Origin of the sequence: Microbacterium sp. NPDC006705 (assembly GCF_044903545.1) — a bacterium.
In the GTDB taxonomy this organism is placed as follows: domain Bacteria; phylum Actinomycetota; class Actinomycetes; order Actinomycetales; family Microbacteriaceae; genus Microbacterium; species Microbacterium plantarum.
Genome location: NZ_JBJDQQ010000002.1, coordinates 523,765 through 538,132, shown reverse-complemented (window position 1 = coordinate 538,132; position 14,368 = coordinate 523,765). Strand labels below are relative to the sequence as shown.

At 71.1% G+C, this 14,368-nt stretch carries 13 protein-coding genes; 5 read left to right on the top strand and 8 right to left on the bottom strand.

Annotation, left to right across the window (positions count from 1 at the left end; translation table 11 throughout):
• Positions 1–4: 4 nt before the first annotated feature.
• The 3 genes from ACI2K6_RS13115 to ACI2K6_RS13105 all read right to left on the bottom strand — a co-directional run bounded on the left by ACI2K6_RS13115 (position 5) and on the right by ACI2K6_RS13105 (position 3,285).
• Positions 5–574 (bottom strand): GNAT family N-acetyltransferase, encoded by a 570-nt coding sequence (locus ACI2K6_RS13115; RefSeq protein ID WP_274178911.1) that lies wholly within the window; start codon positions 572–574, stop codon positions 5–7.
• A 150-nt stretch (positions 575–724) separates the two neighbouring features.
• A complete protein-coding gene (locus ACI2K6_RS13110; RefSeq protein WP_404568862.1) occupies positions 725–2,371 on the bottom strand; it encodes a phospho-sugar mutase in 1,647 nt (548 codons plus the stop codon).
• Positions 2,372–2,451: 80 nt separating this feature from the next.
• Positions 2,452–3,285, bottom strand: coding sequence for a purine-nucleoside phosphorylase (locus ACI2K6_RS13105; protein WP_274178910.1), 834 nt, complete (start codon positions 3,283–3,285; stop codon positions 2,452–2,454).
• Between the two features lie 68 nt (positions 3,286–3,353).
• Here ACI2K6_RS13105 and ACI2K6_RS13100 point away from each other — a divergent pair, with 68 nt between their 5' ends.
• The gene (locus tag ACI2K6_RS13100; protein WP_114588564.1) at positions 3,354–4,817 is read left to right on the top strand and encodes an NAD(P)H-quinone dehydrogenase; all 1,464 of its coding nucleotides are present in this window, start codon (positions 3,354–3,356) and stop codon (positions 4,815–4,817) included.
• 109 nt (positions 4,818–4,926) lie between these two features.
• Here ACI2K6_RS13100 and ACI2K6_RS13095 read toward each other — a convergent pair whose 3' ends face one another.
• From ACI2K6_RS13095 to ACI2K6_RS13085, 3 genes are all read right to left on the bottom strand, one after another.
• On the bottom strand, positions 4,927–5,379 hold the full coding sequence (locus ACI2K6_RS13095) for a hypothetical protein (protein WP_274178909.1): 453 nt from the start codon (positions 5,377–5,379) through the stop codon (positions 4,927–4,929).
• Positions 5,380–5,395: 16 nt separating this feature from the next.
• A complete protein-coding gene (locus ACI2K6_RS13090; RefSeq protein WP_112617395.1) occupies positions 5,396–7,162 on the bottom strand; it encodes a biotin carboxylase N-terminal domain-containing protein in 1,767 nt (588 codons plus the stop codon).
• Between the two features lie 98 nt (positions 7,163–7,260).
• The gene (locus ACI2K6_RS13085) at positions 7,261–7,917 is read right to left on the bottom strand and encodes a Maf family protein (RefSeq protein ID WP_404568800.1); all 657 of its coding nucleotides are present in this window, start codon (positions 7,915–7,917) and stop codon (positions 7,261–7,263) included.
• A 44-nt stretch (positions 7,918–7,961) separates the two neighbouring features.
• On the opposite strand from ACI2K6_RS13085, the gene ACI2K6_RS13080 reads away from it, so the two are divergent.
• Genes ACI2K6_RS13080 through ACI2K6_RS13065 form a run of 4 tightly spaced genes read left to right on the top strand, consistent with a single transcriptional unit; the run spans position 7,962 to position 12,221 of the window.
• Complete coding sequence (locus ACI2K6_RS13080; RefSeq protein ID WP_404568799.1) at positions 7,962–9,254, top strand: class I SAM-dependent RNA methyltransferase; 1,293 nt, start codon at positions 7,962–7,964, stop codon at positions 9,252–9,254.
• A gap of 9 nt (positions 9,255–9,263) precedes the next feature.
• The gene (locus ACI2K6_RS13075) at positions 9,264–9,920 is read left to right on the top strand and encodes a response regulator transcription factor (protein WP_114588562.1); all 657 of its coding nucleotides are present in this window, start codon (positions 9,264–9,266) and stop codon (positions 9,918–9,920) included.
• On the top strand, positions 9,910–11,148 hold the full coding sequence (locus ACI2K6_RS13070) for a sensor histidine kinase (RefSeq protein ID WP_274178905.1): 1,239 nt from the start codon (positions 9,910–9,912) through the stop codon (positions 11,146–11,148). Before ACI2K6_RS13075 ends, ACI2K6_RS13070 begins: the two co-directional genes overlap by 11 nt.
• Positions 11,145–12,221: a hypothetical protein gene (locus ACI2K6_RS13065; RefSeq protein ID WP_112617392.1), complete on the top strand. Its 1,077-nt coding sequence runs from the start codon at positions 11,145–11,147 to the stop codon at positions 12,219–12,221. The genes ACI2K6_RS13070 and ACI2K6_RS13065 overlap by 4 nt, the downstream gene beginning before the upstream one ends.
• 201 nt (positions 12,222–12,422) lie before the next feature.
• Here ACI2K6_RS13065 and ACI2K6_RS13060 read toward each other — a convergent pair whose 3' ends face one another.
• Complete coding sequence (locus ACI2K6_RS13060) at positions 12,423–12,674, bottom strand: acyl-CoA carboxylase subunit epsilon (protein ID WP_181574234.1); 252 nt, start codon at positions 12,672–12,674, stop codon at positions 12,423–12,425.
• Positions 12,671–14,260 carry an acyl-CoA carboxylase subunit beta gene (locus ACI2K6_RS13055; RefSeq protein WP_181574233.1) on the bottom strand — a complete coding sequence of 530 codons (1,590 nt, stop codon included), beginning with the start codon at positions 14,258–14,260 and terminating at the stop codon, positions 12,671–12,673. The genes ACI2K6_RS13060 and ACI2K6_RS13055 overlap by 4 nt, the downstream gene beginning before the upstream one ends.
• Positions 14,261–14,368 lie beyond the last annotated feature (108 nt).

Below are 14,368 nucleotides of genomic sequence, written 5' to 3'. Positions count from 1 at the left end.
GCGCTCAGCGGGCGAGTCGTGCTTCGAGCCCCAGCTTCACCGCAGGCCACTCGTGCGGGAGCACGGAGTACACGACCGTGTCGCGGAGCGTCCCCTGCGGGCCCAGCCGGTGGTTGCGGAGCACACCGTCCTGCTTCGCGCCGAGACGCTCGATCGCCGCGCGCGACTGGCGGTTGTGCCACGACGTGCGGAACTCCACCGCGATGGCGTCGCAGCTCTCGAACGCGTGGCCGAGCAGCAGACGCTTCGCGGCCGTGTTGACCGCCGTCCGCTGCGCCGACGGCGACAGCCAGGTGTGCCCGATCTCGACGCGGCGGTTGGGCTGGTCGATGTTGCAGAACGTCGTCATCCCCACCGCGACATCGTCGCGCAGCACGGCGAAAGGGTTCATGTGGCCCTCGTCGCGCCAGGCGAGACGCTGCGCGATGTCAGCGGGAACGGACGCGGGAACCGAGGTGTACCAGGCGTACTCGAGGCCGGCCGTGGCTCGCGCGAGGTCGTCGGCGTGGTCGAGGTCGAGCGGGACGAGTCTCACGTGGTCGTCAGCGAGCTCCACAGGTTGCGTCAGCAGCACTCCCGAAGCCTAGCGGCGCGGATACGCGATACAGACGTCGGACGGGTGGTGCTGGTGGGGTGTGCGGGGTCGCTCGAGGCGACATCAGCCCCGCGCGTCCGACGAATGTATCGCCAGAAGCGCGGGACCGTGCAGGCCGGAGGGCGGGGATCAGCCGATGGCCGCGAGCAGCTCGCGCACGCCGGCCTCGAGCGCGGCGAGCCGGGATGCCGCGTCGGCGGCCGAGTCTCCGCGAACATCGAGGTACAGCTTGAGCTTCGGCTCGGTGCCGCTCGGGCGCACGAGGATACGGGCGTCGCCCTCGAGCCAGAGGCGCAGGATGTCGCCGAGCGGCGGACCCGATACCGGAGCGGCGAGATCCTCGAACGACACGACTGCCGCGTCGCCGATGCGGGTCGGCGGTGCCGCGCGGAGCGCTGCGGTGATGCGTCCGATGACCGCGAGATCGTCGACCCGGACCGATACCTGCCCGCTCGCGAAGCTGCCGAACTCGGCGTCGAACTCGGCGAGGAGATCGCCCAGCGTCCGACCCTGTTCGCGCGCCTCGGCGGCGAGGCCGAGGATCGCGATGGCGGCCGAGATGCCGTCCTTGTCCTTCACGGTCTCGGGGTTCACCAGATAGCCGAGTGCCTCTTCGAAGCCGAAGACGAGTCCGGGGGCGCGCGAGATCCACTTGAAGCCGGTGAGGGTGGCGTGGAAGGCGAGGCCGTGGCGCTCGGCGACGACCTGGAGCGCCGGCGAGGATACGAGCGAGCAGGCCAGCGACGCGCCCTCGGCGACGCCGCCCTCCGCGGCTCGACGTGCCGCGCGCCAGCCGAGCAGCAGGCCGATCTGGTTGCCGGTCAGTCGCCGCCAGCCGCCCTCGACGGCGGTATCCGGAATGGCGACGGCGAGGCGATCGGCGTCGGGGTCGTTCGCGAGGATGAACTCCGCGTCGTTCGCGCGGGCGGTCTCGAGTGCCAGATCCATCGCGCCCGGTTCCTCGGGATTCGGGAACGCGACGGTCGGGAATCGGCCGTCCGGCTCGGCCTGCTCGGCGACCGGGACGGGGTGCGGGTAGCCCGCAGCGTCGAGGATGCGCAGCATGGTCTCGGTTCCGACACCGTGCATGGCGGTGTAGACCCAACGCATCCCGTTCGCGCCCGCGGGCGCCGGGGCGACGGTCGCCGTCGCGGCGACGTACGCCTCGACGACGGTGTCGTCGGCGGTCTCGTACTGCTCGGAGCGGGGGAGGACCGAGATGTCGCCGGCGTCCGCCACCCGCTGGATGTGCGCGGCGATCTCGCCGTCGGCGGGCGGGACGATCTGCGAGCCGTCGTCGGCCCCGCCGAGGTACACCTTGTAGCCGTTGTCGTCGGGCGGGTTGTGGCTCGCCGTGACCATCACACCGGCGTCGGCGCCCAGGTGCCGCACCGCGAACGCGAGAACCGGCGTCGGGAGCAGCCGCGGCAGCAGGATGGCGCGCAGCCCCGCCCCCGCGAAGATCTCGGCCGAGTCTCGCGCGAACCGCGCTGAGCCCCGGCGGCCGTCGTAGCCGATGACGACGACGGGGGGAGCATCCGGTCCGGCCTTCTCGAGCAGATACGCCGCGAGCCCCGCGGCTGCCTGCGTGACGAGCACGCGGTTCATGCGGTTGCTGCCGGCGCCGAGGCGGCCGCGGAGTCCCGCGGTGCCGAAGGCCAGGCGCGTGCTGAAGCGGTCGACGAGGTCGGCCGCGGCCGCTTCGTCGCCTGACTCGGCTGCGGCGATGACGGCGGCCAGCTCATCGCGGGTCTCGGAGTCGGGGTCCTGCGCCATCCAGGCGCGCGCAGCTTCCCAGGGAACCGCCGGCGTCGTCGCGTCGACATTCACGCCCGTGACCGGCTCGTCCGCGCCGGTCACAGCGCCTCGATCACGCGGGCGAGGAGCGCCGAGATCACCGGCTCGGCCTCGCGCCCGGCCTCGATCACCTCGGCGTGGCTGAGCGGGGTCTCCTGGATGCCGGCGGCGAGGTTCGTGATGAGCGAGAACCCGAGGATCTCCATGCCGGCCTCGCGGGCGGCGATGGCCTCGAGCGCCGTCGACATGCCCACGATGTCGCCGCCGAGCGTGCGAGCCATGCGCACCTCGGCCGGCGTCTCGTAGTGCGGGCCGCGGAACTGCGTGTACACGCCCTCGTCCAGCGTGGGATCGATCGAGCGCGCGATGTCGCGCAGTCGCGAGGAGTACAGGTCGGTCAGGTCGACGAACGTCGCGCCCTCGAGGGGCGAGTCGGCGGTGAGGTTCAGGTGGTCGCTGATGAGCACCGGCTGGCCGGGCCGCCACGTCGGCTTGATGCCGCCCGCGCCGTTGGTCAGCACCATGATCTTCGCGCCGGTGGCGGCGGCGGTGCGCACGCTGTGCACGACCCGGCGAACGCCGTGCCCCTCGTAGTAGTGGGTGCGGGCGCCGATGACGAGGATGCGCTTGCCCTCGGGGGTCAGGATGCTGCGCAGCGTCCCGACGTGCCCCTCGAGTGCGGGTTTGCTGAAGCCGGTGACGTCGGTGGCGGGGATGGTCGCCGTGGTCTCGCCGATGAGCTCGGCTGCCCGACCCCAGCCGCTGCCGAGGGTGAGCGCGATGTCGTGGCGCTCGACGCCGCTGATACGGGCGATGTCGGCCGCAGCCTCGCGGGCCACATCGAGCGGGTCGACAGCGGGATCGTCGAGCGGGTGCGCGGAGGAGTCAGGCATCCCCCCACTCTAAGACTCGCGACCCTCCAGACGCAGGCGTGCGCGACCGACTCCGCGGCTGAGGAAGAATGGAGACCATGTCGCCTCTCAGCTTCGAGCGCACCCAAAGCGTCGCCGTCCTCGGCGGCGGCCCCGGCGGATACGAGGCGGCCCTGGCCGCCGCCCAGCAGGGTGCGGAGGTGACGCTGGTCGAACGCGCCGGCGTGGGCGGCTCGGCCGTCATCACCGACGTCGTCCCCTCGAAGTCGCTGATCGCCACGGCTGATGCGGCCGTCGCCATCAGCGAGGCATCCGATTTGGGCGTGCAGCTGTTCGCGCGGTCCGACTCCGGCACTCCGCTCAAGCCGGAGGTCGCCATCAATCTCGCGGCCGTCAACCGCCGGCTGCTCTCTCTCGCTCGCCAGCAGTCCGACGACATGCGCGCGCAGCTCGTCGAAGCGGGCGTGCGCATCATCTCCGGCCACGGGCGCCTCGACGGCACGCACGCCCTGATCGCGGCGACAGGCCCCGGTGGCACCGACTTCGACCGCGTGGAAGCCGACACCCTCGTCGTCTCCGTGGGGGCGTCGCCGCGCGAACTGCCCAGTGCGAAGCCCGACGGGGAGCGCATCCTCACCTGGACGCAGCTCTACGACATGAAGTCGCTGCCCGAGCACCTCATCGTCGTGGGATCCGGTGTGACGGGAGCGGAGTTCGCCTCGGCCTACATGAACCTCGGGGCGAAGGTGACGCTGATCTCCAGCCGCGACCAGGTGCTCCCGGGCGAGGACGTCGACGCGGCCGCCGTCATCGAGAAGGTGTTCAAGCGCGGCGGGATGACGGTGCTGTCGAAGTCTCGCGCCGAGAAGGTCGAGCGCACCGAGAACGGCGTCGTGGCGACCCTCTCGGACGGGCGCACGGTCGAGGGGAGCCACTGCCTCATGGCGGTCGGCTCGATCCCCAACACCGCCGGCATCGGTCTCGAAGAGGCGGGCGTCCAGCTGACGGATTCGGGCCACATCCAGGTCAACCGCGTCGCGCGCACATCCGTGCCGAACATCTACGCCGCGGGTGACTGCACCACGTTCGTGCCGCTCGCCTCGGTCGCCGCCATGCAGGGGCGCCAGGCCGTGTTCCACGCGCTCGGCGACACCGTCATCCCGCTCGAGCGTCGCCGCATCACCGCGAACATCTTCACCGCGCCCGAGATCGCGACGGTGGGCCAGCAGCAGAAGGACATCGAGTCGGGCCTGGTCAACGGGTACGTGCACAAGCTCCCGCTCGCCGCGAACCCGCGCGCCAAGATGATGGGCGTCAAGGACGGCTTCGTGAAGATCATCGCGCGCGAGGGCTCGGGAACCGTCATCGGCGGTGTCATCGTGGCGCCCCGCGCCTCGGAGCTCATCTACCCGATCGCGATCGCCGTCGAGCGCCGTCTCACGGTCGACCAGGTCTCGCGGGTCTTCGCGGTGTACCCCTCGCTCACGGGCAGCATCACGGACGCCGCTCGCGCGATGCACCTCGTCCAGCGCGACGAGGACCCGCTCTCCTGAGCCGAGCGCACGAGCGTCGGAGAATCGCGCGAAAGTCGGAGTGATCCTGGCGATCGCTCCGATGTACGCGCCTCTCTCCGACGCTCACGCGCGGTCATGCGGCGCCGTGTCACCTCACATCGGCGTAGTAGCGCGTCTCCGGCTCGGCGCGGACGGCAATCCTGACGGCTGTGGTGCGGGTGGCATCAACGAGCTCGAGAGCGTGCGGCTTCTCGTCGCAGTCGATGCTCGTCTCCACGCCACGCGAGCCGGACGTCGTCGAAGCCTCGACGAACACCGTCGCGGTGTGACCGCCGAAGCACCGCACCTCGACCACACTCGCCGGCGCCGGCTCGGCGAGCGTCAGGATGACCCCTGCGCTCCGGTCGCCGGAGTTCTCCAACGGCATCGTATGGCCGCTCGTCGTGCCGATGCCGACATCCGCGCCGGCTTGTTCGGCCGCGACCGCGGCGAGCCACCCGTCGGCCGCCGCGAGGTCGACCGTGTCGGAAGCGCAGGCGCTCAGCCCGAGAGCGAGCCCCAGCAGGCAGACGATGGGAAGAACACGTGCAGGGCGGCGCATGCCCCCACCCTAGGGGTCAGGAGATGGTGAGCAGGGGGTGACCTGCGCCCACGGTGGTGCCCGGCGTCGCGTCGATGGAGCCGACGACGCCGTCCTTGTGGGCCTGGATGGGCTGCTCCATCTTCATCGCCTCGAGCACCACGACGAGGTCGCCCTTGACGACCTGCTGGCCGGCTTCGACCGCGACCTTGACGATCGTCGCCTGCATCGGTGACTTCACGGCGTCGCCGGATGCCGCGGCGCTGGCGTTGGCCGCGTGCGAGCGCCGCGAGGGCGGCACCTGGGCGGGGCGGCCCACCGCGACCGGCGGGGAGGCGACACGGTCGGGCAGGCTCACTTCGAGGCGCTTGCCGGCGACCTCCACGACGACCGTGTGGCGGCCGCTGGGCTCGGCGGGAGCCTCGAGCTCGCCGTCCCACGCCGGGATGTCGTTGACGAACTCGGTCTCGATCCACCGCGTGAACACGCCGAATGTGCCGTTCTCCGCCGTGAAGGCGGGCTCGCGCACCACGCGGCGGTGGAACGGCAGGACGGTGGGCATACCGGCGACCTCGAACTCGTCGAGCGCGCGGCGAGAGCGCTCGAGTGCCTCCTCACGGGTGCGACCCGTGACGATGATCTTTCCGAGCATCGAGTCGAACGCGCCGGAGACCGAGTCGCCGGCCGTGACACCGGAATCGAGACGGATGCCGGGACCGCCGAACGTCTTGAAGACGTGGATGCGGCCGGGCTGCGGGAGGAAGTTGCGTCCCGGGTCTTCGCCGTTGATGCGGAACTCGATCGAGTGTCCGACCGGCGCAGGATCGTCGTAGTCCAGCGTGCCGCCCTCGGCGATGCGGAACTGCTCGCGGACGAGGTCGATCCCGGTCACCTCTTCGGACACGGGGTGCTCGACCTGGAGGCGCGTGTTGACCTCGAGGAACGAGATCGTGCCGTCGGCGCCGATGAGGAACTCGCAGGTTCCCGCCCCGACATAGCCGACCTCGCGCAGGATGGCCTTCGAGGCGGAGTAGAGGATGTCGTTCTGCTCGTCCGTGAGGAAGGGCGCGGGCGCTTCTTCGACGAGCTTCTGGTGGCGTCGCTGCAGCGAGCAGTCGCGCGTGGAGACGACGACCACGTTGCCGGCTGCGTCGGCGAGGCACTGCGTCTCGACATGGCGCGGCTTGTCGAGGTACTTCTCGACGAAGCACTCGCCGCGGCCGAACGCGGCGATCGCCTCACGAGTGGCCGACTCGAACAGCTCGGCCACCTCGTCGAGCTCGCGCGCGACCTTCAGACCACGCCCGCCGCCGCCGTAGGCGGCTTTGATGGCGATCGGCAGGCCGTACTCGTTCGCGAAGGCGATGACCTCGTCGGCACCGTCGACGGGCCCGGGGGTACCGGGCGCGAGCGGAGCGCCGACCTTCTCGGCGACGTGCCGCGCGGTGACCTTGTCGCCGAGAGCCTCGATGGCCTCGGGGGAGGGGCCGATCCAGGTGAGTCCCGCGCCGATGACGGCGCGGGCGAACTCGGCGTTCTCCGCGAGGAAGCCGTAGCCGGGGTGCACGGCGTCGGCGCCGGAACGTCGCGCGACGGAGAGGATCTTCTCGATGGAGAGGTAGGTCTCGGCGCTCGTGGACCCCTCGAGGGCGTACGCCTCGTCGGCGAGGCGGGCGTGGAGCGCGTCGCGGTCCTGGTCGGCGTAGACGGCGACGGACGCCTTCCCGCTGTCACGGGCGGCGCGCACGATACGGACGGCGATCTCGCCGCGGTTCGCGATCAGGACCTTGGCGATCTCAGGCATGAATGCCAGCCTAGCGAGCACGCGGCCCCGTCTTTTGGATCACTCGCACAAAGTGACCAGCCGAACGTGAGTGGATGCCTACGAAGCGGGCCCGCCGTTCATGATGTCAGCCGCGTGGTCCAGAGGTCGGGCCAGGCCACGCCGAGCTCACGGACGAGGCGGCGCAACGTCGACAAGGACATCCCGACGACCGTGGAGGGATCGCCGTCGACCCGCGTGATGAAGGGGCCGCCGAGGCTGTCGACAGTGAAGGCTCCCGCCACCTGCAGAGGTTCGCCGGTGCCGACGTACGCCGCGATCTCGTCGGCGGTGATGTCGTCGGCGAAGGTCACCGCGGCGTCCGCGACGGCGTACGCCTCCTGCGCAACGGTCCCCGGGCGCACGCGGATCACCGAGTGCCCCGAGTGGAGGATGCCTGTGCCCCCGCGCATCCTCTCCCACCTCGCGGTCGCCACGTCGGGCCGGAGCGGCTTGCCGAGGACCTCGCCGTCGAAGGCGAACATCGAGTCGCCCCCGATGACGATGCCGTCGAAGTCGGGTTCGAGTCGCGCGAGCGTCGCGACCACGTCGGCCGCCTTGCGTCGCGCCAGCAGCAGGACGTGCTCGTCCGGCGGCAGCACGCGACCCTCCTCGGCCTCGAGGGCGGCGATGACGGCCTCCTCGTCGACCTCGGGGGCACGGGTCGCGGGTTCGATGCCCGCCTGACGCAGCAGCATGAGGCGGGCGGGGGAGGTCGAGGCGAGGCACACGCGCATGCCGTTCACGCTACCTGCGGGCGCGCGTGTGCGAGCATCGAGGGATGCAGTCCGGCGACCTCCTCGATCTCGACGTCACCGACGTCGCCCACGGCGGCGTCTTCGTCGCACGACACGAAGGCCGCGTCGTCTTCGTCCCCGACGCGATCCCCGGTGAGAGGGTGCGCGCGCGGCTGACCGACACCGCGAAGTCGTCGTTCTGGCGTGCCGAGGCCTTCGAAGTGCTCGAGGCTTCGCGGCATCGGCGACCGCACGTCTGGTCGCCCGCCGACATCGGCACCGCGCCGGAGAACCGCCCGGGCGGGGCCGACTTCGGGCACATCGACCTCGAACACCAGCGCGAGCTCAAGCAGCGCGTCCTCCGTGACGCTCTGAAGCGCTTCGGCGGTGTCGACAGCGACGTCGTCGTCGCGGCAGCCGGCGCCGACGAGACGCCGGACGGCACGGGATGGCGCACGCGCGTGAGCCTCCACGTCGACGGGGATGGACGCATCGGGCCCTTCGCCGCGCGCTCGCACCGCGTCGTCGAGGTCGACGACCTGCCGCTCGCCACCCCGGCGATCGCCGAATCGGTAGCCCGCGGCCGGTCGGCCGCTCCCGGGCGCCTCGACCTCGTGCAGCCCTCCGACGGGCGCGTGCGAGCCCTGGCCCGCCCGGAGACGCCCCGCGGTCGAGGTCGGGGCGGTCCGCGTCCGGTGGCCGACCCGGCGCTGCGCGAAACCGTGATCGAGAGGGTCGGCGACCGGGAGTTCCGCGTCGACGCCGGAGGGTTCTGGCAGGTCCACCGGCTCGCGCCGGTCGCGCTGCGCGACGCGGTCCACAGCGGCCTGCGATCCGCCGGCCGAACCGTCGATCCCGACGCATGGCACCTCGACCTGTACGGCGGGGTCGGTCTCCTCGCGGCCGCCGTCGCCGAACTGGGAGGCACGGCCACCCGCATCACGAGCGTCGAGTCCGACACCCGCGCCACCGACCACGCCGGGGAGAACCTGGCCGAGTGGGTGGGTGCCCGCGCCGAGACCGGCCGGGTCGACCGCTGGCTGGCGCAGGTCGAGGAGACCGCATCGGCTGCCGAACGCGCCCGGCTGCGCGCCGGGGTGACGGTTCTCGACCCGCCGCGGTCGGGAGCGGGACGAGACGTCGTCGATTCGCTGCTGCGGCTTCGGCCTGCGACCCTCGTCTACGTCGCGTGCGATCCGGTCGCCCTCGCGCGCGATCTCGGCATGCTGCGCGCGGGCGGCTACGCGCCGGTGTCGTTGCAGGGCCTGGACCTGTTCCCCCATTCGCACCACATGGAGGCGGTTGCGGTACTCACCGACGAGGGCCCCCTGTCCTAGGCTGAGCCCATGACACGGGTGGCACTCATCGACGATCACGAGTCGGTCCGGCTCGGGCTCGCCGCCGCCTGCTCCCGAGCGGGAGTCGGGGAGGTCGTCTTCACCGGCAGCACCGTCGCCGAGTATCTGCGATGGCGGAAGGACACGGGGGAGTCACCGGCGGATGTCGTTGTGCTCGACCTCATGCTCGGCGACGGCGCCACCGTGGCGGAGAACGTCGCTCAGCTCGTCTGGGACGGATCGCAGGTCATCATCCACAGCGTCGCCGACCGGCCGGCGGCGGTGCGTGAAGCCCTCTCTGCGGGCGCGTTGGGCGTCATCAGCAAGTCGGCGCGCACCGACGACGTCGTCGCGGCGGTTCGGACGGTGGCGCGGGGCGAACACCTGGACAACGTCGAGTGGGCCAGCGCGGTCGACGGCGACCGGGCGTTCGCCGATGCCCAGCTCTCCGCACGCGAGCGCGACGTGCTCCGCCTGTACGCCGCCGGACTGCCCCTGAAAGCGGTGGCCGAGCGGCTCGGGATCGCCTACTCCACCGCGAAAGAGAACATCACCCGGGTGCGCGTGAAGTACGTCGAGGTCGGCCGTCCCGCACCCACCAAGGTCGACCTCCTCCGCCGTGCGATGGAAGACGGTCTCGTCGGCGAAGCCTCCGATGCCCGCTGAGACCCCGGGCACCGGCACTACCCGCCCGCGTCGTCCCGCGGAGTTCCGCGAGGCCCTGGCCCAGACTCAGCGCTTCACCCAGTCGCGCATCGACCGCATCCTGGGCATCGTCGTCGGCACCGGAAGCGCCGTCATCGGAATCCAGGCGCTCGTGGGAGCGCTCAGCACCCCCGCCGGACATTCCGCCTGGCACACGATCCTGCTGATCGTGGTCCTGGGCACGCTGCTGATGATGTGCGTCGCGTTGATCACCTCGCGGGCCGTCCGCGTGTTCGCCGCGATCTTCGCCGGCGTCTTCCCGATCGCGACCGTCCTCTGGCCGCTGGCGGCCGACCGGTCGACCACCGTCGACGAGCAGCCCTGGTTGTGGTTCCTCATCAACGTGGGGACCGTCGCGGCCGTCTTCTGCATGCCGCTCGCCGGACAGATCGTCTGGGCGTTCCTTCTGCCGTTGCTGTACGGCGCGATGCGGCTCACACTTCTGCCTCTCACGCCCGCCACCGTGCTCGACGTCGCGCTCGACTCGGCGTTCGCGATCATCCTCGCGAGCGTCCTGATCGTCGTCGGCTGGATCCTCCGGTCCCTCGCGGCGAGCATCGACAGCGGACGGGAGGGCGCGGTCCGCTCCTTCGCGCAGGCGGCCGCAGCAGACGCGGTCGAGAAGGAGCGGGTCGCCGTCGCGGCACTCATGCACGACAGCGTGCTGGCAGCACTGATCGCGGCCGAACGCGCCGAGACCGACCGGGAGCGGACTCTCGCGGTCGCCATGGCCCGCGAAGCGCTCACGCGACTGGCGAACGTCGACCAGGAGGTGGGCGAGGGCCCCGACGCCCCCATCCCGGCAGGCGTCGTCGGTGCCGAGCTCGAAGCGACGGTCCACCGACTGTCTCCGGACGCCGGGGTCTCTCAGCGGATCGAACCCGATGCCCGGTCTGTGCCGGGCCGTGTCGCCCGAGCGCTGCACCTCGCGGCGGCGCAGGCGGTGACGAACTCGGTCGAGCATGCCGGCGCTGCGAATCTGCGCGTGTCGTTCCACGCCGACAGGGCTGGGCTTGCGATCACCGTCGCCGACGACGGACCCGGTTTCGAGGCGACGCGCGTCGCCGAGGATCGCCTCGGGATCCGTGCCTCGATCATCGCGCGGGTGGCCGCTGTGGCCGGGGCCGCCACGGTCGACTCCGACGCATCAGGGACGACCGTGTCCATCAGCTGGCAGGAGAGCTCATGAACCGCTCGGTCCGCTGGGTGCTGTCGGCACTCGGGGTCGCCTTCACGGCGTACTTGGCGGTCGGCGGCATGTTCTGGACGCGCCCCGTCGATGTCCCCGTCGTGCTGATCCTGAATCTCGTCGTCTACCTCGCCGTCACGGGCCTGTGCATCTTCTGGCCCACGCGGCCGATGGATGCGGCGGCGAAGCCTGCCGCGGAGGTTCCGGCGATGAGCGCCGTGACGGCGGGCATGAGCCGTCCGGCGCCGCTGCCCCTGTGGATCGCGCTCCTCGCCCTCGCGGTCACCGTCGTGATCCCGTCAGCCACCTGGTGGGCCGCGGGCGAAGAGGGGCGGCTGCAGCCGTTCGCTACCTGGAGCCTCGGCGGGCTCGGTGCCTTGATGGCTGTCCTCGTCGTTCGCCGGCGCTCGATCGTGGCCTGGTCGGGCATCGTCGTCCTGTTCCTGCAGTCGGTCGTGTGGATCGGCCCGGAGCCGACGCTCTCGCTGGGAGCCGTCGGTTCGGCGATCTGGGTGGGCGGAGCGCAGATCATCGTCCTGCTGATCGACCGCGCGGCCGTCGAGACCGCGCAGCTCACGGCGCTTCAACGCGAGGCGTCCGAATGGCTCGCCACACAGGAGGGTCGCCGTCGCGAGCGCCGGGTCCGCGTGCAGCGCGCGCTCGCCGTTGCGGGGCCGGTGCTCTCGCGCACCATCAACGCGGGCGGCGACCTCGACGACGACGAGCGTCTGCAGGCGCGGCTCGCGGAAGGGCGTCTGCGCGATGAGCTGCGCGGTCCGCGGCTGCTCGACGACGCGGTGCGCCGCGTGCTCGAAGACGTCCGGCGAGCCGGATCCCACGTCACTTTCCTCGACGAGGGCGGCCTCGACGGCCTCGATGAGCGCGAACTCGCCGCCATCCGCGCCGAGCTCGCCGACGTGCTCGATGGGGCACGGTCGGAGCGGCTCTACATCCGCACCTCGACGCATCCCGACACGGCGGTCACGGTCGTCGGTCGCTCGCGTCATGACGACGATGCCGATGAGACGGTCGATCTCTGGCGCGAGATCGCGCGGCCCCGCCCGCGTCTCTGACCGAACGGAAGGTGCTGGGGGCGAGGGGCGGCGAAGCCGCCCGCCCCTCGCCATGCGAGTGGTTACCCGAAAACCGACTCGCAGCAGTCACCGGCTAGAAGCTCGGGTGACCGAACGCAGTAGCGTTCCAGCACATTCAGTCTGCGGCAGCGTGCCAGATCCGTCTGTAGGTATTTCGGGGGACAAAATCAGTGTCGCCCGTCAACCGGTGAAACGCCCCCAGCCGAAGCCGCGCCGCAGCGGCGTCCGCAGCGCGCGTGCCGAGCGCCGCCAGGCGGACTCGGGGGCCGGCTCGGGGGCGATCGCCTCCGCGGCTTCCTGGGCGTACGACTCGCTCACGACGGCGATGACGGCGGCCAGCTCCTCCGGGGTCGGATCGCCGCGCCGCACCTCGATGCGCAGGGGTCGCTCGTCGTGGCCCGCCTCGTCCCGGGAATCCTCTCGTCCGCTCACAGCGGGATGTTCCCGTGCTTCTTCGCGGGCAGCTCGGCCCGCTTCCCCCGGAGCGCGCGCAGCGACTTCGCGATGTAGACGCGCGTCTGCGCCGGCTCGATGATGCCATCGAGCTCGCCCCGCTCGGCGGCCAGGAAGGGGGAGGCCACGTTGTAGGTGTACTCGGAGGCCAGGCGCGACCGCACCGCGGCGACATCCTCGCCTGCCTCTTCGGCGCGCTTGATCTCACCGCGGTAGAGGATGTTGACCGCGCCCTGGCCGCCCATCACAGCGATCTCCGCCGTCGGCCAGGCGACGTTCACGTCGGCGCCCAGCTGCTTGGAGCCCATCACGATGTAGGCGCCGCCGTAGGCCTTCCGGAGGATGACCGTCACGAGCGGAACCGTCGCCTCGGCGTAGGCATAGAGCAGCTTGGCCCCGCGGCGGATGACGCCGGTCCATTCCTGATCCGTGCCGGGAAGATAGCCCGGAACGTCGACGAGGGTGACGATCGGCACCGAGAAGGCGTCGCAGAAACGAACGAACCGGCTCGCCTTCTCGCCGGCATCGATGTTCAGAGTGCCCGCCATCTGCGAGGGCTGGTTGGCGATGATGCCGACCGTCCGTCCCTCGACCCGGCCGAAGCCGACGACGATGTTCGGTGCGAACAGCGGCTGCACCTCGAGGAAGTCGCCCTCGTCGACGATCCCCGAGATGACCTGGTGGATGTCGTAGGGCTGGTTGGGTGAATCGGGGATGACGACGTTCAGGGCACGGTCGTCGTCGGTGGTCTCCCACTCGAAGCCGGTCTCGTACACCGGGGCGTCCGACATGTTGTTGTCGGGCAGGAAGCTCAGGAGCGACCGGGCGTAGTCGATCGCGTCGTCCTCGTCCTGGGCCAGGTAGTGCGCGACACCCGAACGCGTGTTGTGGGTGTGGGCGCCGCCGAGCTCCTCCATGCCGACGTCCTCGCCGGTGACGGTCTTGATGACATCGGGGCCGGTGACGAACATCTGGCTCGTCTTGTCGACCATGATGACGAAGTCCGTGAGGGCGGGGGAGTAGACCGCGCCGCCCGCGGCGGGCCCCATGATCAGCGAGATCTGGGGGATCACTCCCGACGCCGCGGTGTTCAGGCGGAAGATCTCACCGTACTTGCCGAGCGCCACGACGCCCTCCTGGATTCGGGCGCCACCCGAGTCGAGGATGCCGATGATCGGCATCCCGCCGCGCAGCGCGAGCTCCATGACCTTGATGATCTTCTCGCCAGCGGACTCGCCGAGCGAGCCGCCGAACGTCGTGAAGTCCTGCGAGTAGACCGCGACGGTGCGGCCGTGGATCGTGCCGACGCCCGAGACGACGGAGTCGCCGTAGGGGCGGGACCGGTCCATGCCGAACGCGGTGGTGCGATGGCGCACGTACTCGTCGAGCTCCACGAACGACCCCGGGTCCACGAGCATCTCGATGCGCTCGCGGGCGGTGAGCTTGCCCTTCTTGTGCTGCTTCTCGCGTGCCGCGGTCTCGGCGTCGACGACGGCCGTCTGGTAGCGGGCGCGGAGGTCGGCGATCTTGCCGGCGGTCGTGGACAGGTCGGGCTGGTCGGTCACGCGTTCCACCCTATCCAGCGCGGCCCCGCAGCCGTTGGAGCACACCCACAACGACGACGGCGATCGCCTGTGGAAACCCTCGGGCGCAACCCCTCGCCGAGCCGCGAT